Raw genomic sequence first — 21,115 nt, forward strand, 5'->3', positions numbered from 1 at the left:
CGGACCACTGGCCGGACGTCCGGATCGGGACTCTGTCCTTTCACCCGTTGCGGGCCCGTGGTCAACCGATCGCGGAGTACCCCGACTGGCGATGTTCATCACACTGTCACACGCCGCTTCTGGCGCTGCCGGAGGCCGTGGCGGGGCGATGGGGAACGCCGGACCGTACTAGCGTGCAGGGCAGTTGAGCACCGGAGGGACTGCTTCATGCCCGTGTCGTACCCCGTCCGCCCCCGCCGTCACACCCGTCACCGCGCCCTCCCGGCGCTGGTCGCCGTCCTGGTCGCGGCCGGCGCGCTGACCGGATGCTCCGGGGACGACGGCCCCGAGACGGCCGTCGAGGCGTTCCTCGGCGGCTGGCGCACCGGCGAGCTGCGGGAGGTCGGCTTCGTCGAGCCGACCGGCGGGCGGGTGCCCGCGGGCGAGGTGACCAAGCAGATCCAGGCGCTCGCCGGCGCGCTCGCGGCCAACCCGCCGGAGCTGGCGCGCACCGGCGACATCACCACAAAGGGGGACGTCGCCACCGCCCGCGTCAAGGTGAGCTGGGCGCTGCCCGGCGGCGGCACCTGGGCCTACGAGAATCCGGTACGCCTCAAGCGCGGCGGCGACGACCAGTGGCAGGTGATCTGGGAGCCGTCGGTGGTGCACGAGAAGCTGGAGGGCGGTGACCGGATCGCGCTGCGGCGGGAGCCGGCGCAGCGCGCCGGTGTGCTGGACGCGGCCGGTCAGCCGATCGTCGCGCCGCGCCCGGTGGTCCGGGTGCAGGTCGTCCCCGGCGAGGTCGACGACGTCCCCGGCCTGGTCCGGAAGCTGGACGCCGCGTTCCGGGCGATCCGGCCCGCGCTCACCCCGCCGGTCGACCTGGGCGACCTCCCGAAGCGGATGCAGGAGGCGAAGCCGGACGGGCGCGTCGAGGTGGTGACGTTGCGCGACGAGGCGTACCGGCAGATCAAGCCGCGCATCCACGAACTGTCCGGCACCCGGTTCGTCTCCGAGCAGCTCATGCTGGCGCCGACCCGCGAGTTCGCCCGGGCGCTGCTCGGCTCGGTCGACCAGGCCACCGCCGACGACCTCCAGGCCCACCCCGAGCGGTACGCGCGCGGCGACCTGGTCGGCCACGGCGGCCTCCAGGGCCGGTACGACGAGCGGCTGCGCGGCGTCCCCGGCGTCACCGTGATCACCGAGCGGACCACCCCGGACGGCAAGGTGGAGCCGACCGGCACGGAACTGTTCCGCGCCGACCCGAAGCCCGGGCAGCCGGTGAAGACCACAATCGACGTGGCCACCCAGAACGCCGCCGACGCCGCGTTGCGCGGGCAGGCCCGCCGCTCCGCCCTGGTCGCCGTGCGGATCAGCGACGGCGCGGTGCTGGCCGCCGCGAACGGCCCGGGCGCGGCGGGCGAGAACCTCGCCTTCACCGCCCAGGTGCCGCCCGGCTCGACGTTCAAGATGGTCAGTGCGCTCGGCCTGCTCGACCGGGGCGCGGTGACTCCGCAGGCGACTGTGGACTGCCCGAAGACGTCGACCGTCGAGGGCCGGGTCTTCAAGAACTCGGACAACTTCGAGCTGGGCCCGGTGCCGTTCGCCACCGACTTCGCCAAGTCGTGCAACACCGCGTTCACCGCGCTGGCACCCAAGCTCGGCCCTGACGGGCTGGCGCAGGCGGGCCGTACGCTCGGCCTGGAGGCCGCGTGGGATCTCGGCACCGACGCGTTCACCGGCAAGATCTCCGCCAACGGCTCGGCCACCGAGCAAGCCGCCGCCGCGATCGGCCAGGGCACCACACTGGTGAGCCCGCTGGCGATGGCGAGCGCCACGGCGGCGGTGGCCCGGGGCAGGTTCGAGCAGCCCGAGCTGCTGCTCGACCCGGCGCCGGCCAAGCCCGCGCCGGCCGGCGAGGCGCTCAAGCCGGAGTCGGTGACGGCGCTGAAGTCGATGATGCGCGGGGTGGTCACAGCGGGCAGCGGCAGCGCGCTGGCGGACGTGCCGGGCGAGCCGGTGCACGGCAAGACCGGCACCGCGGAGTACGACAACAACCCGGCGCACACGCACGCCTGGTTCGTCGGCTGGCAGGGCGACGTGGCCTTCGCCGTCTTCGTGGAGCAGGGCGGGGCGGGTTCGAAGGTCGCGGCGCCGATCGCCGAGGAGTTCCTGCGCGGCCTGGCCGCGAGCTGAGGCGTACCGGTCAGGCGATGTCGATGCCGGAGCGGGCCGGGTCCGGCTCGTCTCCGGTGGCGGCGCGGCGCAGCCGGCCCGGCCCGAGCGAGTCGTCACCGAGGTCGTCGTCGGCGGTCGGGTCGGGGCCGATCGGCTCGACCGCGACCGCCGGCGCCGGCACGGCCGCCGGGGCGGGCAGCGGCTCGGGCAGCGGCTCGGGCTCGGGCCGGCTGTCGGCGGCGCGGGGCGCCGTGGCGACCGGTCCGGCCGGCAGCAGCCGGGGCGGCACGGCGCCCGGCGCGGCAACCGGGGCGAGCCCGGCCACCACGGTGTTGACGATCTCGGCCGCGTACGCCCCGTCCGGGTCGTAGTCGGGGTCGAAGACGGTCAGCTCGACGCCGAGGCAGTGCGGGGTGTCGACCAGCCCGGCGAGCAGGATCTCCAGCTCGGCGAAGGCGATGCCGCCGGGGTCGGGCGCGTCCACGGCGGGCATCACCGCCGGGTCGAGCACGTCCACGTCGATGTGCACCCAGTAGCCGGCGCAGTCGACGAGTTGTTCGTGCGCCCACTGGGCGGTACGGGCCGCGCCCTCGGCGCGCAGCGCCGGCACCGGCCGGGTGGTGATGCCGGCGGCCTGGAGGTCGAGCCGGTACTCGTCCTGCGCGCGGATGCCGAGCACCACCACGTCGATGTCCCGGAAGTACGGCCGGCGGCCCTCGATCGCGGCCAGGTCGGGCTGTCCCCGGCCGGTGACCAGGGCGAGATCCTCCCCGGCGGCGGCGCCGACGTACGAGGCGTTGCCGGGGTGCCGGAAGTCGGAGTGGCCGTCGACGAAGACCAGCCCGATCCGCCCGCCGACCGCCTCGCCGAGGCGGTGCATGGCCAGCGCCGAGCCGAGCAGCACCGAGCAGTCACCGCCGAGCACCAGCGGGAACTCGCCCCGGTCGATGATCGCGCCGATCCGGTCGGCGAGCGCCGCCGAGTACGCGGAGATCTCCGGCGCGTGGCAGACGCCGTCGCCGGGCCGCCAGTCTCCCGGGTCGTACCGGGGCGGGGTGAGGCAGCCGGCGTCGCGGGCCCGCAGCCGGGCGAGCAGGCCGTGGTCGCGCAGCGCACCCGGCGCCTTGGCGCACCCGGGGACCGAGCTGGCGGTGGGCGGGCGCAGTCCGAGGTTCGTCGGCGCGTCGAGGACGGCGATCCGGCGCATATGGGCTCCCGTCCTCGGCGGTCGGGCGGGCCGGCGGTGCGCCGGCCCGCGCGGGTTGACTCAGAACAGCGCGCTGGCCAGGGCGCGTCGGGCGGAGGCCACGGCGGGGTCGTCCGGGCCGGCGATGGTGAACAGGCCGAGCAGGTGCTGGCGTACCCGGTCCCGGTCGTCCCCGGCGGTGCGCCGGACCAGGCCGACCAGCCGCTTGTACGCCTGGTCGGCGACGCCGCTGAGCACCTCGATGTCGGCGGCGAGCAGCTGGGCGTCCACGTCGTCGGGGGCGGCGGCCGCGGCGTCGAGCGAGCCCTGCGGGTCGACACCCGCGACCCGGCGGGCCAGCCCGACCTGCGCCAGGCCCGCCTCCGCCGCCGCGTCCGCCGGCGACTCGGCCAGGATCTTCCGGTACGCCGCCTCGGCCGCGTCGAGGTCACCGCTCATCAGCGCGTCGTCGGCGGCGTCGAGGCGCGGGTCCTCGGGCTCGGCGACTGTGACGCCACCGGCCTTGAGGACCGCCTGGAGCCACTGTCGCACCTGCGACTCCGGCACCGGACCGGGGAAGGCGTCGATCGGGCGGCCACCGACGATGGCGTACGTGGTGGGCAGCGTCTGGAGCTGGAACATCTGCGCGAGCCGCGGCTGCTGCTGCACGTCGACCCGGGCCAGCAACCAGGCTCCGCCGCCCTCGGCGGCAAGCCGCTCCAGCACCGGGGCGAACTGGTCGCTCTCCGGGTAGCCGGCGGCACCGAAGAAGACCACCACCGGTGTGGTGAGCGAGCGTTCGAGCACCTCGGACTGGATGTTCGCCTCGGTCACGTCGATCACGGCGGTGGAGCCGGCGGGGCTGCCCGGCAGCCCGGTCGGCCCAGCGCCCTGGGACGGTGTGGCGGAGGAGGTGTCGGCCGGTGCGGGGGTGCGCAGCGCGCTGAGGTCGACCGCGCCGCGGGTGAAGATCGACGAGGTGATCCGTGGGTCGCTCATGGTTGTCTAGTCTCGCACGTGCGTCACGGATCTCCGACCAGCCGCGACGGCGACAGTCGCCACTCTCCCACCTGCTCAGCCCGTGCAAGGAAGGGCCCCCTGTTAACGCCTGCGGTAGAGGAAGGGCCCCTTCTTAACACGGCGTGTTAAGAAGGGGCCCTTCCTTGCACGGCGGTGGGTCAGAAGCGGGCGGGCTCGCGGTAGACGCCCCACTCGGTGCGGAGGGCGTCGCAGATCTCGCCGAGCGTGGCCTCGGCGCGGACCGCGTCGAGCATGGCGGGGATCATGTTCTCGCCGGTCCGGGAGACCTCGACCATCCGCGCTACGGCCGCGGTGACGGCGGCGTCGTCGCGGGCCGACTTGCGCTCGGTCAGCACCCGGCGCTGCTCCAGCTCCACCTCGTGCGAGATGCGCAGGATCTCCAGGTCCTTCGCGACGGTGCCGGTGTGGCAGTTGACGCCGACGATCCGCTTGTCGCCCTTCTCCAGCGCCTGCTGGTAGGCGAAGGCCGACTCGGCGATGTGCCCGGTGAACCAGCCGTCCTCGATACCGCGCAGGATGCCGGAGGTCATCGGGCCGATGGTGTGCGGGCCCTCGCCGCCGAGCTGCTTGATCCGGGCGAAGATCTCCTCCGCCTCGGCCTCGATCCGATCGGTGAGCGCCTCGACGTACCAGGAGCCGCCGAGCGGGTCGGCCACGTTCACCACGCCGGTCTCCTCCATCAGCACCTGCTGGGTACGCAGGGCGATCTCGGCCGAGGAGTCGGTGGGCAGGGCGAGCGTCTCGTCGAGGGCGTTGGTGTGCAGCGAGTTGGTGCCGCCGAGCACCGCGGCCAGGGCCTCCACGGCGGTCCGGACCACGTTGTTCACCGGCTGCTGGGCGGTCAGCGACACCCCGGCGGTCTGGGTGTGGAACCGCAGCCACTGCGCCTTCTCGCTGGTCGCCCCGTACACGTCGCGCAGCCAGCGGGCCCAGATCCGGCGGGCGGCGCGGAACTTGGCGATCTCCTCGAAGAAGTCCACGTGGGAGTCGAAGAAGAAGCTCAGGCCGGGGGCGAACGTGTTCACGTCGAGGCCGCGCGACAGGCCCAGCTCGACGTACCCGAATCCGTCGGCGAGCGTGTACGCCAGCTCCTGCGCGGCGGTCGAGCCGGCCTCGCGGATGTGGTAGCCGGAGACGGACAGCGGCTTGTACCGGGGGATCTCCCGCGCGCAGTACTCCATCAGGTCGCCGATGAGGCGCAGGTGCGGCTCGGGGTCGAACAGCCACTCCTTCTGCGCGATGTACTCCTTGAAGATGTCCGTCTGGAGCGTTCCGTCCAGCGTGGACAGGTCGGCGCCCTGCCGTTCGGCGGCGACCAGGTACATGCAGAAGACCGGCACGGCCGGACCGGAGATGGTCATGGAGGTGGTCACGCCGGCCAGGTCGATGCCGTCGAACAGCACCTCCATGTCGGCCGCCGAGTCCACGGCGACGCCGCAGTGGCCGACCTCGCCGAGGGACTGCGGGTCGTCCGAGTCGCGGCCCATCAGCGTCGGCATGTCGAAGGCGACTGACAGACCGCCGCCGCCCGCGCCGAGGATCATCTTGTAGCGCTCGTTTGTCTGCCGGGCGTTGCCGAAGCCGGCGAACTGCCTGATGGTCCAGGTCCGCCCGCGGTAGCCGGTCGGATACAGACCCCTGGTGTACGGGAACTCGCCGGGCCAGCCGATCCGCTCGAACCCGGGGTACGCGGAGTCCTCCGGCGGGCCGTACACCGGCTCGACCGGCAGTCCGGACAGCGTGGTGAAGTCCGCGTCGCGCTTGCGGGCGGCGTCGTAGCGGGCCTGCCAGCGGGCCCGACCGGCGGCGATCTCGTCAGCGTCCATCCGCGGAGCTCCTTCTCAAGTCGTCGTCCCGAGTCCGAGTGTAGAGCGAAATCCTGAACGATCCTTAAGGGCACGCGTACCGGCTGGTAACCCGGCGGCCGGCCCATCACCGTCGATCCGCAGGTCAGAGTCTCGCCTCGGGTGGCGGACGGCTGCCCGGCGGGCCTCGCGCCGGCCCGCGACGGCGTCCGGCGCCTCGGGTCGGGCCGCGGCACGCACAGGTGACCGGTCAGCCGGTGGGCTCGGGCCCGCCGGCACGCATGACGTCCCGCGCGGTGAGCGCCACGTGCAGCGACAGGCGCCGCTCGCTCGACTCCAGGTCGACGCCGAGCACCCGCTCGATCAACTCCAGCCGCTGGTACAGCGCTGATCGCGACACCGACATCGCGTCCGCCGCGCGCCGCTTGTTGCGGCCCTCCACGAGGTACGTCTCCAACAGGGCGACGTGGTTCGTGCCGTGGCGCTGGTCGTAGGAGAGCAGCGGGCCCAGCTCGCGCTCGACGAACGTCTGCAGGCGCACGTCGTCGCGCAGCAGGTACAGCAGGCCCCGGAGGCGGACGTCGTGCAGCCGGTAGAACGGGCGCGGCTCGGCGGTGTGCACCGTGGCGTCGGCCACCTGCGCCGCCTCGGCCAGCGAGCGCCGGGCCAGGTCGAGCGTCCGGACCACCGATCCGGCGGCGACCACGACGTCCGATCCGGCTCGGTGGCCCGCCCGGGTGAGCGCGGCGGACAGGTTCCCCAGCGCGGCCTCGTCGGAGCCGGTCTCGTCGAGCGCGACGAGGAGCGTGACACCGGTACCGCCGGCCGCCTCGTCCACGTCGCCGACGAGCGCCGCGAGCCCGCACTCGCGTACCGCCGTCTCCACCGCGTCGAGCAGTTCCCGCCGGTTCGCATTCCCGCCGGCACCGGCGCCCGGGGCCGGACGGCGCCGCCGGACCACGACGCCGAGCAGCCGTCGCTGCTCCAGGACCACACCGAGCCCGCGCGCCCGCAGCGCCACGTCCCGGGTGGGCGCCGAGTGGTTGACGATGCTCAGCAGCAGGCTGCTGCGCGCCTGCCGTTCGACCGACGACGAGTCCCGGGCGACGAGCTGGTTCAGCGCGATGGTGGACGCGGCGCGTTCCAGCAGCACCCGGGTCCGGGCCGGTGGCTCCTGGTCGCACAGCAGCACGAGCCGACCCCACCTGTCGCCCCGCGCCTCGACACCTGTCACCAGCCAGCCCGAGCGCGGTTCGTAGCCGGTGCCGGACGGGACCTCGACCGCGCGTGAGCGGGTCTCCCAGCGGTCGAGCAGCTCCTCGGCGGTAAGCGGGCCGGTCTCGTACGCCAGCACCTGGTGGGCGAGGTTCTCCAGCACGGCGGGACGCCGGGACAGGCGGGTGACCTCGCGGAGCACCTGCCGGGGCTCGGCGCCCTCCACCGAAAGCTCGGTGAAGATGCGGTGGATCTCGTCCTTGGCGAGCAGGTCGGCCGTCTGCTCCTCGACGATCACCGAGTGGACGACCTCGGTGACGGCGACGAACCGCATCTCGCGGCGGAGCGCGATCAGGGGCAGGTTCCGGCTGCGGGCGTGCTCGACCAGCCCGGCCGGCAGCGTGCCGCCGAACCGGCGGCCCAGCTCGACCACCACACCCGCCACCCCGACCGCCGCCAGGTCGTCGATCCACCGGCGCAGCCCGTCGTCGTCAGGGGGCAGGCCGATACCGGTGGTCAGGACCAGCTCGCCGCCCCGGAGCAGGTCGGCGATCTCGGGGATCTCGGCGACGTGCACCCAGCGCACCGGCGCGTCCAGCCGGTCCCGGCCCGCCAGGACGCGCGGCCCGGCCTGCTGCAACGCCGGCAGTTCGAGCACGTCTCGGACCGTCATGGGCATCGGAGCGTCGCCCCCTCTCCTCCGGCGCACAGTATGTGCGCTTCCGGTGGACGGGAACGACACAGTGTCCATTGCCCGGACCTGGGCAAGCGCAGATGATCCCGGGCATGACCCAGACAGCACCCGGCACCGCGCTCACACCCTTCCCCCTGGAGCGGGTGACCCACTGGATCGACGGCAAGCCGGTCGCCGGCGTCACCGAGCGTACGGCCCCGGTCTACGATCCGGCGCTGGGCGCGGTCCGGGCGGAGGTGCCGCTGGCCTCGGTCGACGAGGTGGACCAGGCGGTCGCGTCGGCCGCCGCCGCGTTCGCCTCCTGGCGGACCTCGTCGCTGACCAGGCGCACCCAGGTGCTGTTCGCGTTCCGTGAGCTGGTCGACCGGCACAAGCAGGAGCTGGCCGAGCTGATCACGGCCGAGCACGGCAAGGTCGTCCCGGACGCCCTCGGCGAGGTCACCCGCGGCCTGGAGGTCGTCGAGTTCGCCTGCGGGATCCCGCACCTGCTCAAGGGCGGCTATTCGGAGGGCGTGTCCACGAACGTGGACGTCTACTCGATCCGCCAGCCGGTCGGCGTCTGCGCCGTCATCTCGCCGTTCAACTTCCCGGTGATGGTCCCGATGTGGTTCGTGCCCGTCGCTGTCGCGGCGGGCAACACGGTCGTGCTCAAGCCCAGCGAGAAGGACCCGTCCGCGTCGCTGCTCGTGGCCCGGCTCTGGGAGCAGGCCGGCCTCCCGGCGGGCGTGTTCAACGTCGTGCACGGCGACAAGGTCGCGGTGGACCGGCTGCTTGAGCACCCCGAGGTCAAGGCGGTGTCGTTCGTCGGCTCCACGCCGATCGCCCGGTACGTGTACGAGACGGGCACCCGCAACGGCAAGCGGGTCCAGGCCCTCGGCGGCGCGAAGAACCACATGGTGGTGCTGCCCGACGCCGACCTGGACCTGGCCGCCGACGCGGCGGTGAACGCCGGGTTCGGCTCGGCCGGCGAGCGGTGCATGGCGATCTCGGCCCTGGTTGTCGTCGAGCCGGTCGCCGACGACCTGGTGGCCCGGATCCGCGAGCGCATCGCCACGCTGAAGGTCGGTGACGGCCGGCGCTCCTGCGACATGGGTCCGCTGGTCACCCGGGAGCACCGCGACCGCGTCGCGTCGTACCTCGACGCGGGCGTCGAGGCGGGCGCGGAACTGGTGGTGGACGGCCGCGACGTGCGCGTCGACGGCGACGGGTCCGGGTTCTGGCTCGGCCCGAGCCTGCTGGACCGGGTGTCGCCGGAGATGAGCGTGTACACCGACGAGATCTTCGGCCCGGTGCTGTCGGTGGTGCGCGTCGGCAGCTACGACGAGGCGCTCGCGCTGGTGAACGCCAACCGGTACGGCAACGGGACGGCCATCTTCACGAACGACGGCGGCGCCGCGCGTCGCTACCAGAACGAGGTCGAGGTCGGCATGGTCGGCGTCAACGTGCCGATTCCGGTGCCGATGGCCTACTACTCCTTCGGCGGCTGGAAGGACAGCCTCTTCGGCGACTCGCACGCCCACGGCACCGAGGGCGTGCACTTCTTCACCCGCGGCAAGGTCGTCACCTCCCGGTGGCTCGACCCCAGCCACGGCGGGATCGACCTCGGCTTCCCCGAGAACGTCTGAGCAGCGGAAGTGAGAACGCGATGAGCACCAGCGCACAGCGCACCTACGAACTCGACCGCGCGCACGTCTTCCACTCCTGGTCCGCCCAGTCGTCGCTCGACCCGATGGTGGTCGAGCGGGCCGAGGGCTCGTACTTCTGGGACGGCGACGGGAACCGCTACCTGGACTTCTCGTCGCAGCTCGTCAACACCAACATCGGCCACCAGCACCCGGTGGTGGTCGCGGCGATCCAGGAGCAGGCCGCCAGGCTGTGCACGATCGCGCCGTCGTACGCCAACGACGCCCGCGGCGAGGCGGCCCGGCTGATCACCGAGTTGACCCCGGCGGGCCTTTCCAAGGTGTTCTTCACCAACGGCGGCGCGGACGCGATCGAACACGCCGTCCGGATGGCCCGGCTGCACACCGGCCGGCCGAAGGTGCTGTCGCAGTACCGCAGCTACCACGGCGGCACGCAGACCGCGGTGAATCTGACCGGCGACCCGCGCCGCTGGCCCAGCGACAACGGCACCGCCGGAGTCGTGCGCTTCTTCGGCCCGTTCCTCTACCGGTCGGAGTTCGGCGCCACCACCGAGGAGGAGGAGTGCACGCTCGCGCTGCGCCACCTCGAACGTGTCGTGGAGATGGAGGGCCCGTCCACCATCGCCGCGATCGTGCTGGAGACGGTGCCGGGCACCGCCGGCATCATGCCGCCGCCGCCGGGCTTCCTCGCGGGCGTACGGAACCTGTGCGACAGGCACGGCATCCTCTACGTCGCCGACGAGGTGATGGCGGGCTTCGGGCGTACCGGCGCCTGGTTCGCGCTGGACCATCACGGTGTGACGCCTGACCTGATCACCTTCGCCAAGGGCGTGAACTCCGGTTACGTCCCGCTCGGCGGCGTGGTGATCGCCGACCACGTGGCCGAGACGTTCGCCACCCGCGCCTACCCCGGCGGCCTGACCTACTCCGGCCACCCGCTGGCCACCGCCGCCGCCGTCGCGACCATCAACGTGATGCGGGACGAGCGGATCGTCGAGAACGCCGCCACGATCGGCGCCGACGTGCTGGGCCCGGGACTGCGGGAGCTGGCCGACCGGCACCCGAGCGTCGGTGACGTACGCGGGCTCGGCGTGTTCTGGGCGCTGGAGCTGGTACGCGACCGCGAGACGAAGGAGCCGCTGGCGCCGTACGGGTCGTCGTCGCCGGAGATGAACGAGGTGCTGGCCGCGTGCAGGCGCGGCGGCCTGGTCACGTTCGCGAACTTCAACCGGATCCACGTGGTGCCGCCGTGCACCGTGTCGGCGACGGAGACCAAGGCGGGCCTGGCGATCCTCGACGAGGCGCTGACGCTGGCCGACCGCCACACGGTCTGAGCCACCGCCCCGCCGCGCCCGAACGGTCCGACAGTCACAGCAGCAGCCGGCGGGCGCACGGACCGTCGTGGTCGGCCCGCAGCAGGCAGCGCCGGCCGTCGCCCATCCGCAGATCGCAGAAGACCCGATGGCGTACGCCCTGCTCGTCCTCGGCCGAGACGGTGGTCTCGCCCGGGTCGGCCTGGGCGAGCACGCCCGACCAGCGGGCGACGACCCGGGCCAGGCGTACGGCGCCGGCCATGTCACCGGCGACGACCGGCAGGTGGATGACGAACCGCTCGCGGGAACTCATCGACCGTACGCTCCCGCGTTCATCCGCTTCTGCGCCTGCTCGGACTGCCAGCGCCGCAGCGCGTCCCGGACCCGCGCGGTCTCCTCCCGACTGACGCCGAGCGCCCGGTGGACGTCGGCCAGGTCGAGCGCCACCCGGTCGAGGAACTCGTGCACCTCGGCCGGGTCGAGCCCGCGCCGACCCAGCCGCGTCGTCCGGAACCGCCGTTCCCGCACCTGCCAGGGGCGCAACGGCGTGTAGTTGGCCGCCCGGTAGCAGCCCGGCTGGGTGGTGCCGCGACCGGCTCGCTCGCGCCGACCGGGCCACCGGAGGTTCCACCGCACGAAGGCCTGCCTCTCGTGGTCGAAGGGACTGGAAGGGCGGAGCCACCCGCCCGCCGCGCACGGGCGGCTCCGCCCGCCCCGCCACCGCAGCGTCACTTCGCGGTACGGCACCGGAGCAGTCGAGATTGAGCGCACTCGAAGGAGTCATGTCCGCCGGTCACCGCGCAAACACGCGCCGACCACAGCAAGAATCCAACATGGCTACAATCCATCATTGCCATAAAGCCTTGATGGATCAGATCTACCGGGGCACAAGGCTTACGTCATGACCATCGATCCGCGCTCGCACACGCCGGTCTACGTCCAGCTCGCCGACCTGATCCGAGAGCAAGTCGAATCGGGCGCGCTGCCGCCCGGGGCGAGCGTCGGCAGCGAGTCGCGGCTCAGCCAGGAGCACCAGATCGGCCGCGACGCGGTCCGGATGGCGATTTCGCTGCTGCGGTCGGAAGGGCTCGTGACCACCAGCCGTCCGCTCGGCACGCGGGTTCGGGAGACGCCGCAGCGCAGGCAGGTGGAGTTGGCCGCGGGCGCGAGAGTCGTCGCGCGGATGCCTACCGGCGCCGAGCGCCGGAACATGCTGCTGGACGAGGGCGTACCGGTGCTGGAGATCCACGGCCCGGAGGGCGACGTGGAGTTGCTGCCGGGTGACGAGGTGGAGCTGACCCGCCCGGCGCACGACTGAGCCGGGCGGCGTACGTCAGGCGGTGGGCGTACCCATCGCCACGTCGTCGACCCGGATGTTGATCTCGGCGGCCCGCAGTCCGTACGCCTCGATGGCGGACGCCACCGCGGCCCGCACCTCGTTCGTCACCTGCGGTACCGGGTACCCGGCGTCGATCACGAGGACCAGGTTGACCACTGCCGAACCATCGGTGACGTGCGCCGAGCAGCCGCGCCGCGCGTCCCCGACCTGGTCCAGCCCGACCCGGTCCAGCACGGCGTTGAAGAAGCGGGCGATGTCGCCGCCCAGTTCGGCCACCCCGGGCACCGACTTCGCGGCGGCCACCGCGATCTTCTCGACCACCTCGTCCGAGACCGAAGTGCTCCCGCCCGCCACGGTCCCAGGCATCGCCGGCAGCTCCTGAGTAGCGTCGTGCTCCACGCGCCCCACCCTCCCTCGTCCCGGGGAGCGTACATCGACCGTCGATCATGGAGTTACGGCCCCGGCAGAAGCCGCGAAGCAGGCGCAACCGGGGCCGCAACCGCAAGATCGCGGGGTTCGTACCAGGAGCGAGGGCTGGGGGCGGGTCAGGAGCCCAGCTGGGAGAGCAGTTCCTCCGCCGCGGCGTACGGGTCGACTGCGCCCTCGGCCACCTTGGCGGCGAGCGTCGGGAGCTGCGTACCGTCGCGCAGTGAGCCGATCCGGGCGCGCAGCACGCCCAGCGCGATGGCCTCGATCTCGGCGGCGGCCCGCGCCTCCCGGCGGCGGCGCAGCTCGCCGTGGCGCTCCAGCCAGTCGCGGTGCTTGTCGATCGCGGCGGCGATGTCGTCGATGCCCTCGGCACGGGCGGCGATCGAGCGCACCACCTGCGGCCGCCACTCGCCCGGCCCGCGCTCACCGAGCGCGATCATGCCCTGGATGTCGCGGACGGTGGCGTCCGCGCCGTCCCGGTCGGCCTTGTTGACCACGAAGACGTCGGCGATCTCCAGGATGCCGGCCTTGACCGCCTGGATCGCGTCGCCCATGCCGGGCGCGAGCAGCACGAGCGTGGTGTCGGCCAGCGAGGCCACCTCCACCTCCGCCTGCCCGACGCCGACGGTCTCGACGAGCACCACGTCGCAGCCGGCGCCCTCCAGCACCCGCACCGCCTGCGGCGTCGCCGCGGAGAGCCCGCCCAGGTGACCGCGGCTGGACATCGAGCGGATGTAGACGCCCGGGTCGGTGGCGTGGTCCTGCATCCGGACCCGGTCGCCGAGGATCGCGCCGCCGGTGAACGGGCTGGACGGGTCGATGGCCAGCACGCCGACCCGGTGACCGCGCGCCCGCAGCGCGCGGACCAGTTCGTTCGTGGTGGTCGACTTGCCCACACCGGGCGAACCGGTCAGGCCGACCACCTGGGCGTGCCCGGCGTACGGCGCGAGCGCCGCCGCCACCTGCGGCAGCACCTCGTCGCCGGACTCGACCAGGGTGATCAGCCGGGCCACCGCGCGGGGGTCACCCGCGCGGGCCCGCTCCACCAGCATGGGTACGTCTCGGCTGCGGCGCACCGGCCCGGAGGCCGCCGCCGGGGCGTTGCTCGCGTCGTTCAAGACAATCAGCTCTCGGCGCCGTTCGGTACGTGGATGATCAGCGCGTCGCCCTGCCCGCCACCGCCGCAGAGCGCCGCCGCGCCGGTGCCGCCGCCGCGCCGCTTCAGCTCCATCGCGAGCGTGAGTACGAGGCGGGCGCCGGACATGCCGATCGGGTGGCCGAGCGCGATCGCGCCGCCATTGACGTTCACCTTGTCGGCGCTGATCCCGAGGTCGCGGGTCGACTGGATGCCCACCGCCGCGAACGCCTCGTTGATCTCGATGAGGTCGAGGTCCTCGATGCTCAGGCCGCCCTTCCTCAGGGCGTGGTTGATCGCGTTCGACGGCTGCGAGTGCAGGGAGTTGTCCGGGCCGGCCACGTTGCCGTGCGCGCCGATCTCGGCCAGCCAGGTCAGGCCCAGCTCCTTGGCCTTCGCCTTGCTCATCACGACCACTGCGGCGGCGCCGTCGGAGATGGGCGAGGAGCTGCCGGCGGTGATGGTGCCGTCCTTGGTGAAGGCGGGACGCAGCTTGCCGAGCGACTCGGCGGTGGTGTCCGGGCGGATGCCCTCGTCCTCGCTGATCACCAGCGGGTCGCCCTTGCGCTGCGGGATGACCACCGGGGTGATCTCGTCGCCGAAGTGGCCGTTCTTCTGCGCGGCGGCGGCGCGCTGGTGGCTGGCCGCGGCGAACGCGTCCTGCTCCGCGCGGGTGATGCCGTGCTTCGCGCCGTGACGCTCGGTCGACTCACCCATCGAGCAGCAGTCCCAGGCGTCGGTGAGACCGTCGAGTGCCATGTGGTCCTTGACCGTCACGTCGCCGTACTTGTAGCCGGAGCGCTGACCGAGCAGCAGGTGCGGGGCGTTCGTCATCGACTCCATGCCACCGGCCACCACCACGTCGAACTCGCCGGCCCGGATGAGCTGGTCGGCGAGCGCGATCGCGTCCAGCCCGGATAGGCAGACCTTGTTGATGGTCAGCGCCGGGGTGGACATCGGGATGCCGGCCTCGACGGCCGCCTGCCGGGCCGGGATCTGCCCGGCACCGGCCTGGAGCACCTGGCCCATGATCACGTACTGGACCTGCTCGGGCGCGACACCGGCCCGCTCCAGGGCCGCCTTGATCGCGATGCCACCGAGCCCGGTCGCGGGGAGGTCCTTGAGGTTGCCCAGCAGGCGCCCCATGGGGGTCCGCGCGCCGCTGACGATCACCGAAGCCATTGCCTGCCTCCGAGGGGGTGCCGACCTGTACGCCTTAACGATTGTTCGGTCAGACTAGCGTCATGGCTGAGAACTCCCCCGTCGAGCCCGCTGCCGAGTTTGTCACAGACATCGGCCTGCGCCGCATCGACCACGTCGGGATCGCCGTGGCCGACCTGGACGCCGCGATCGACTTCTACCAGCGCACGTTCGGGATGCGCTGCGTGCACACCGAGACCAACGCCGAGCAGGGCGTACGCGAGGCGATGCTCGCGGTCGGGCCGGACGCCTCCGGTGGCATGGTGCAGTTGCTCGCCCCGCTGTCCCCGGACACCACGATCGGCAAGTTCCTGGACAAGCGCGGTCCCGGCATCCAGCAGGTCGCGTACACGGTGGCCGACATCGACGTGGCCTGTGCGGCGCTGCGTGAGCGCGGCGTACGGCTGCTCTACGACGCCCCCCGGCGCGGCACCTCGGACTCCCGGGTCAACTTCGTGCACCCCAAGGACGCCGGCGGGGTACTGATCGAGCTGGTCCAGCCCGCCTGACATGCAAGGAAGGGCCCCTTCTTAACAGACGTCTGTTAAGAAGGGGCCCTTCCTAACAAGTGGGAACGCGCGCGGCCGTGCGCACTTGCACGTTCCCACGGACACCTCCACGCATCGGTGGATGCGGTTTTTCACACAGGGGTTCCCGCTTTAGCTACCGTTCAGTAACGTCCGCCCGAACAGCAGCGGCGACCGGTGCCGAATGTGTCGATTGCCGACATGGCGGTCCCGTCGCACCGGCGCCGACGATGGCAGCACCCCTGCCCGCGGTGTGCGGGTGCGGACAAACGGGAGGTCACCGTGCAGGACATCCTCGAAGCGATCATGGCGGCGGAGGGTTCGTCGCAGCCGGAGCGGGAGCTCGCCGGCCTCGCCGGCCTGCCCGTGCCGGAGAGCTACCGGGGCGTGGTGGTGCGTGCCGAGGACACCCGCATGTTCGACGGCATGGCCACCCGCGACAAGGACCCGCGCAAGGCGCTGCACGTGCAGGAGGTGCCGACGCCCGAGCTGGGCCCGGGTGAGGCGCTCGTCGCCGTGATGGCCAGCGCGATCAACTACAACACGGTGTGGACGAGCATCTTCGAGCCGCTGCCCACCTTCAAGTTCCTCCAGCGGTACGGCCGGCTCTCCGAGCTGACCCGCCGCCACGACCTGCCGTACCACGTGGTCGGCTCGGACGCCGCCGGCGTGGTGCTGCGCACCGGGCCCGGCGTGACCAAGTGGAAGGCCGGCGACGAGGTGGTCGCGCACTGCCTCTCGGTCGAGCTGGAGGACTCCGCCGGCCACGACGACACGATGCTCGACCCGCAGCAGCGGATCTGGGGCTTCGAGACCAACTTCGGCGGCCTCGCCGAACTGGCGGTGGTCAAGGCCAACCAGCTGATGCCGAAGCCGCGCCACCTGAGCTGGGAGGAGGCGGCCAGCCCCGGGCTGGTCAACTCCACCGCGTACCGGCAGCTCGTCTCGCACCACGGCGCGAACATGAAGCAGGGCGACGTGGTGCTGATCTGGGGCGCCTCCGGCGGCCTCGGCGGGTACGCGACCCAGATGGCGCTGGGCGGCGGCGCGATCCCGGTCTGCGTGGTCTCCTCGCCGGAGAAGGCCGAGCTGTGCCGGAAGATGGGCGCCGAGCTGGTCATCGACCGCACCGCCGAGGGGTTCCGGTTCTGGAAGGACGAGCAGACCCAGGACCAGGACGAGTGGCGCCGCTTCGGTGAGCGCATCCGCGAGCTGACCGGCGGCGAGGACCCGGACATCGTCTTCGAGCACCCGGGCCGGGAGACGTTCGGCGCCAGCGTCTACGTCGCCAAGAAGGGCGGCACGATCGTCACCTGCGCCTCCACCAGCGGCTTCAACCACCAGTACGACAACCGCTACCTGTGGATGCACCTCAAGCGGATCGTCGGCAGCCACTTCGCCAACTACCACGAGGCGTGGCAGGCCAACCGCCTGGTCGCGCTGGGCAAGGTGCACCCGACCGTGTCGAAGACGTACGCGCTGGAGCAGACCGGCCAGGCCGCGTACGAGGTGCACCGCAACGCCCACCAGGGCAAGGTCGGCGTGCGGTGCCTCGCCCCCGCCGACGGGCTCGGCGTCCGGGACACCGAGATGCGTTCCCGCCACGAAAGCGCCATCAACCGGTTCCGCGGTCACTGACCGTACGGCCGCCCCGGATTGCCTTTCCGGTTGACCGGGGCGCCATTCGACCGGCGTACGCACAAAGGGCCGCGGGTGCCGACCCGCGGCCCTTTTCGCGCCACCTTCCCCGCAGAAGCCCGACCCGCCCCACCCGCCCGGGAGCTGCCAAGATCGCCAATTGGTCCAGTCTCGCCGGACGGCGCAGTTGACCATGTAAACAGGACGCGAAAGGTGCCCACCGCTCTTGCGAACCACCCTGGGGCGTCTGCCAGTATGTCCCAATGCCCCAGCAGCAGTCCTCCCCTCTTGCGTTCTTCGATAACGCGAACTCACAGCCCGATTTCACCGTTGGCCTGCGTGGATACAACACCAACCAGGTCGACGACTTCATCGGCCGCCTCAGCGCCGCCCTGAGCCAGTCCGAGCAGGCCCGCGCCGAGGCCGAGCAGCGGATGAACGACGCGCAGCGCCGCCTGCGGCAGGCCGAGCAGCGCCAGAGCGCGCTGGAGCAGAAGCTCACCGAGACCAACAAGCAGCTCGAGGAGAACAGCCGGCCGACGCTCTCCGGCCTGGGCACTCGCGTCGAGCAGATCCTGCGGCTGGCCGAGGAGCAGGCCAACGACCACCGCAACGAGGCCAAGCGCGAGTCGGAGGGCATCCTCTCCGCCGCCCGCCTCGAGGCGCGTGAGATCACCGACAAGGCACGCGCCGAGGCCGCCGCCATGAAGGCGACCGCCGAACGCGAGGCCGGCAGCGTCCGCACCGCCGCCGAGCGCGAGGCCGCCGAGGTCCGGGTGCAGGCCCGCCGCGAGGCCGACACGCTGCGCGCCGACGCCGACCGGGAGACCAAGCAGCTGCGTACGGTCACCGCGCACGAGGTGGCCGAGCTGAAGTCGACTGTCGAGCGCGAGGTCGCCACGCTGCGCGCCACCGCCGAGCGGGAGATCACCCAGCAGCGGGCCAAGGCCGCGCGGGAGGCCGAGGAGAAGCGGGCCGAGGCGACCAAGCTGCTCACCGACGCGCGCGACAAGCGCGACAAGGACCTCCAGGCCCTGGAGCTCCAGCTCGCCGAGCGGCGGGAGAAGGCCGAGCGCGAGGAGTCGGAGCGGCACGCCACCCAGGTCGCGCAGACCCAGAAGCTGGTGAACGAGGCGGAGCAGCGGGCCCGTGCCGCGCAGGAGCGCGCCAAGGAGATCGAGCAGCGGGCCGAGGCCCGCCGGGTCGAGTCCGAGCGCACCGCGAACGAGACCGTCGACAAGGCCAAGGCGCTGGCCGACAAGACGCTCAACGAGGCGCGCGCCGAGGCGCAGCGGGTGCTCAACGAGGCCCGTACCGAGGCGGAGCTGACCACGCAGGCGGCCCGCCGCGAGGTCGAGGACCTGACCCGCCAGAAGGACGCGGTCACCTCGCAGCTCGGGCAGATGCTGTCCGGTCTGGCCGGCATCGTGCCGGGCGTTCCGGCCGGCGGCAAGGCCGATGCGCCGAAGGCCGACGCCTCCGGGCAGAAGGTGACGGCCGAGTCGGCCGGCTGACCGAGACACCCGCTGTCGGGGGCATGAGCCACGGCGCGGGGTGACACCGGGTGACCGGTGTCACCCCGCGCCGTCATGCGTGTGCGGCCCGCTTCGTCCGGAGGGTGAAGTAGGTCCCAGGAGGGGCGTCCGTATCGCCCCAGCAGAGCCGGATGCGTGTGAGGATGGGGGCATGTCGCACGGCGAGGAACTGTTCGCGCTCGGCGGGGACGTGACGACGGAGCCCAGCTTCGAGTCCGCCCTGCGGGGATACGAGAAACGGCAGGTCGACCGCTACGTCGCTCGCGCGGAGCACGAGATCGCGGCGTTGACCACCGAGCGGGAACAGGCGTACACCCAGATCCACAAGCTGGCCGGTCAGGTCGAGGTGCTCCAGCGCGACCTGGCCCAGGTGCGCAAGCAGGCGGCGGTGGTGGACCGGGCGTCGTTCCGGCACCTGGGGCCGCGCGTCGAGCAGATCCTCACCATGGCCGAGGAGCAGGCCGACGAGATCCTGGCCGCCGCGAACGAGGAGATCGAGGCCCGCCGCGCCGCCGCCGAGCACATCGTCGAGGAGGCCCGGGAGCAGGCCAACAAGGCGCTCAAGGACTTCGAGATCGCGCTGGCCGCCCGCCGGGCCGAGGAGGAGCGGCACACCGCCGCCCGCAAGGCCGAGGCCGAGGCCACGCTCAAGGCCGCCAAGGACGAGTCGGCGAAGCTGCGCAAGGCCGCGCACGACGAGTCGACCAAGCTGCGGACGGCCGCCCAGGACGAGGCCGAGAAGCTGCGCCGGACCGCCCAGGACGCGCTGGCCAAGGCCCAGCAGGAGGCCACCCAGCTCCGCGACACCGCCAAGGAGATCCACGCCCGGGCCCAGCAGGAGGCCGCGCGGCTGCGTGAGGCCGCCAAGGAGGCGCTGGCCAAGGCCCAGCAGGAGGCGAGCCAGCTCCGCGAGGCCGCCAAGGAGGTGCACGCCAAGGGCCAGCAGGAGGCCAAGCGGCTCACCGACGCCGCCGCCGAGGCCGGCCGGGCCACGCACGCCAAGGCGCTGGCCGAGGCCAAGAAGATCGTGGACGACGCGGAGGAGGCCGCCAAGGCCACCCGCGGCCGGGCCCGCACCGAGGCCAACCGGCTCACCACCGAGGCCGCGGAGGCCGGCAAGCGCAACCGCGCCGAGGTCGAGGCGTACGTGCAGCGCACGCGCACCGAGACCGAGGCGTACGTGCAGCAGTCCCGCGCGCAGACGCAGCAGGAGCTGGGCGCCTGGCGGGCCGGGGTGGAGAAGGAGGTCGCCGAGCGGCGGGACGGCGCGGAGAAGGAGCTGGCCCAGCGCCGGGCCGCCGCCGAGCAGGAGTTCGCCAGGCGCCGCGACGAGCTGGACAAGCAGCACACCAGGCGGCAGGAGGAGCTGGAGCAGGCGTACACCACGCGGCGCGACGAGATCGAGCGCACCGCCGCCGGCATCCGTGAGGCCGCCGAGGCCGACGCGCTGAGCATGCGGCAGCAGGCCGAGCTGGAGGCCGCCGAGCTGCTGCGCCGCGCCGAGGCGGACGCCACCGCGCAGCGGCGCAAGGCCGACGAGCACGTCGCGGCCTCGCGCCGTCAGTTCGAGGAGTACGCGGCCACCACCCAGCAGCACCTCGCCACCACGCAGCAGCACCTGGCCGCCACCCAGCAGGAGGTGGCCGCCGGCCGGCAGCAGCTCGCCGGGGTGATGCTGGAGATCGCCAAGGCCCAGCAGGAGCTGGCCGACCTGCGTACCGAGACCTGGAAGTCGCGGCAGGAGTCCGACGACCTGCAACGCCGCCTCACCGACCTGCGGCGCGACGCGGACGCGGCCGGGATCGCGGCCACCCCGGTCGATCCGGGCGACCTCGCCGCCGCCTCCACCGGCCGGGCCACGGCCGACAGCAAGCCGGCGGGCGAGGGCACACCGGTCACCAGCGGCGTGGAGACCGTCGGCGACACCCCGGCCGGCGGCGGTGCGCCGGCGGCCGTGAAGGGCACCGCCACCGCGGTTTCGAACGGCGCCGGCCCGGCCAAGGGTGACGGCGGGCCCGCCGACGCGGGCAGGGCGAAGCCGGTCGGCGAGCCGGTGACCACCATGGATTCCCTTGGCGGAGCGGGGGTCGACGGCGAGCCCACTGTGGCGGCCGTACCGGGCGAGGGCGGCCGGGGCGCCACCCCCACGAAGATCACCAGCACCGGTGAGAACGGCAAGCGCCCGACCAAGCCGACCACCGACGAGCGCAGCGCCAAGCCCAGCACCGTGACGGTCGAGAAGGACTGAGCCACCCGCC

17 protein-coding genes are annotated in these 21,115 nt (G+C 72.8%); 8 read left to right on the forward strand and 9 right to left on the reverse strand.

The window, feature by feature from the left end; all coding sequences use genetic code 11:
- Window positions 1–207 precede the first annotated feature (207 nt).
- The gene (locus GA0070215_RS14415) at window positions 208–2,175 is read left to right on the forward strand and encodes a penicillin-binding transpeptidase domain-containing protein (RefSeq protein ID WP_091046239.1); all 1,968 of its coding nucleotides are present in this window, start codon (window positions 208–210) and stop codon (window positions 2,173–2,175) included.
- A 10-nt stretch (window positions 2,176–2,185) separates the two neighbouring features.
- On the opposite strand, the gene GA0070215_RS14420 is transcribed toward GA0070215_RS14415, so the two are convergent.
- The 4 genes from GA0070215_RS14420 to GA0070215_RS14435 form a co-directional block, all read right to left on the reverse strand.
- Window positions 2,186–3,364, reverse strand: coding sequence for an arginase family protein (locus GA0070215_RS14420; protein ID WP_091046242.1), 1,179 nt, complete (start codon window positions 3,362–3,364; stop codon window positions 2,186–2,188).
- Between the two features lie 60 nt (window positions 3,365–3,424).
- Window positions 3,425–4,342, reverse strand: a complete 918-nt coding sequence (locus GA0070215_RS14425; protein ID WP_091046247.1) for a tetratricopeptide repeat protein — start codon at window positions 4,340–4,342, stop codon at window positions 3,425–3,427.
- A 179-nt stretch (window positions 4,343–4,521) separates the two neighbouring features.
- Entirely contained in the window at window positions 4,522–6,210 is a 1,689-nt protein-coding gene (gene icmA, locus GA0070215_RS14430; protein WP_018788736.1) for a coenzyme B12-dependent isobutyryl-CoA mutase large subunit, read from the reverse strand.
- A 229-nt stretch (window positions 6,211–6,439) separates the two neighbouring features.
- The gene (locus tag GA0070215_RS14435; RefSeq protein WP_091046250.1) at window positions 6,440–8,083 is read right to left on the reverse strand and encodes a PucR family transcriptional regulator; all 1,644 of its coding nucleotides are present in this window, start codon (window positions 8,081–8,083) and stop codon (window positions 6,440–6,442) included.
- 107 nt (window positions 8,084–8,190) lie between these two features.
- Between GA0070215_RS14435 and GA0070215_RS14440 the strand changes: the two genes are divergently transcribed.
- Window positions 8,191–9,723: a CoA-acylating methylmalonate-semialdehyde dehydrogenase gene (locus tag GA0070215_RS14440; protein ID WP_377468176.1), complete on the forward strand. Its 1,533-nt coding sequence runs from the start codon at window positions 8,191–8,193 to the stop codon at window positions 9,721–9,723.
- 20 nt (window positions 9,724–9,743) lie between these two features.
- On the forward strand, window positions 9,744–11,075 hold the full coding sequence (locus tag GA0070215_RS14445) for an aspartate aminotransferase family protein (protein WP_091046258.1): 1,332 nt from the start codon (window positions 9,744–9,746) through the stop codon (window positions 11,073–11,075).
- A 34-nt stretch (window positions 11,076–11,109) separates the two neighbouring features.
- On the opposite strand, the gene GA0070215_RS14450 is transcribed toward GA0070215_RS14445, so the two are convergent.
- Both GA0070215_RS14450 and GA0070215_RS14455 read right to left on the reverse strand, forming a co-directional pair.
- The gene (locus tag GA0070215_RS14450; protein WP_018788740.1) at window positions 11,110–11,367 is read right to left on the reverse strand and encodes a hypothetical protein; all 258 of its coding nucleotides are present in this window, start codon (window positions 11,365–11,367) and stop codon (window positions 11,110–11,112) included.
- Window positions 11,364–11,690, reverse strand: coding sequence for a DivIVA domain-containing protein (locus tag GA0070215_RS14455; RefSeq protein WP_018788741.1), 327 nt, complete (start codon window positions 11,688–11,690; stop codon window positions 11,364–11,366). The genes GA0070215_RS14450 and GA0070215_RS14455 overlap by 4 nt, the downstream gene beginning before the upstream one ends.
- Window positions 11,691–11,955: 265 nt before the next feature.
- Between GA0070215_RS14455 and GA0070215_RS14460 the strand changes: the two genes are divergently transcribed.
- Entirely contained in the window at window positions 11,956–12,372 is a 417-nt protein-coding gene (locus GA0070215_RS14460) for a GntR family transcriptional regulator (RefSeq protein WP_018788742.1), read from the forward strand.
- 15 nt (window positions 12,373–12,387) lie between these two features.
- On the opposite strand, the gene GA0070215_RS14465 is transcribed toward GA0070215_RS14460, so the two are convergent.
- The 3 genes from GA0070215_RS14465 to GA0070215_RS14475 form a co-directional block, all read right to left on the reverse strand.
- Window positions 12,388–12,792 (reverse strand): Asp23/Gls24 family envelope stress response protein, encoded by a 405-nt coding sequence (locus GA0070215_RS14465; RefSeq protein ID WP_018788743.1) that lies wholly within the window; start codon window positions 12,790–12,792, stop codon window positions 12,388–12,390.
- A 146-nt stretch (window positions 12,793–12,938) separates the two neighbouring features.
- On the reverse strand, window positions 12,939–13,940 hold the full coding sequence (gene meaB, locus GA0070215_RS14470; RefSeq protein WP_091046261.1) for a methylmalonyl Co-A mutase-associated GTPase MeaB: 1,002 nt from the start codon (window positions 13,938–13,940) through the stop codon (window positions 12,939–12,941).
- A gap of 5 nt (window positions 13,941–13,945) precedes the next feature.
- On the reverse strand, window positions 13,946–15,139 hold the full coding sequence (locus GA0070215_RS14475) for an acetyl-CoA C-acetyltransferase (RefSeq protein WP_018788745.1): 1,194 nt from the start codon (window positions 15,137–15,139) through the stop codon (window positions 13,946–13,948).
- Between the two features lie 62 nt (window positions 15,140–15,201).
- On the opposite strand from GA0070215_RS14475, the gene mce reads away from it, so the two are divergent.
- The 4 genes from mce (at window position 15,202) to GA0070215_RS14495 (ending at window position 21,105) form a co-directional block, all read left to right on the forward strand.
- Entirely contained in the window at window positions 15,202–15,666 is a 465-nt protein-coding gene (mce, locus tag GA0070215_RS14480; protein WP_030271412.1) for a methylmalonyl-CoA epimerase, read from the forward strand.
- Window positions 15,667–15,966: 300 nt separating this feature from the next.
- Entirely contained in the window at window positions 15,967–17,322 is a 1,356-nt protein-coding gene (gene ccrA, locus GA0070215_RS14485; protein WP_091046264.1) for a crotonyl-CoA carboxylase/reductase, read from the forward strand.
- 263 nt (window positions 17,323–17,585) lie between these two features.
- Window positions 17,586–18,836, forward strand: a complete 1,251-nt coding sequence (locus tag GA0070215_RS14490) for a DivIVA domain-containing protein (RefSeq protein ID WP_091046268.1) — start codon at window positions 17,586–17,588, stop codon at window positions 18,834–18,836.
- A gap of 172 nt (window positions 18,837–19,008) precedes the next feature.
- Window positions 19,009–21,105: a coiled-coil domain-containing protein gene (locus GA0070215_RS14495; protein WP_091046272.1), complete on the forward strand. Its 2,097-nt coding sequence runs from the start codon at window positions 19,009–19,011 to the stop codon at window positions 21,103–21,105.
- The last annotated feature ends 10 nt before the right edge of the window (window positions 21,106–21,115 follow it).

This window comes from Micromonospora marina (assembly GCF_900091565.1).
Classification (GTDB): Bacteria; Actinomycetota; Actinomycetes; order Mycobacteriales; family Micromonosporaceae; genus Micromonospora; species Micromonospora marina.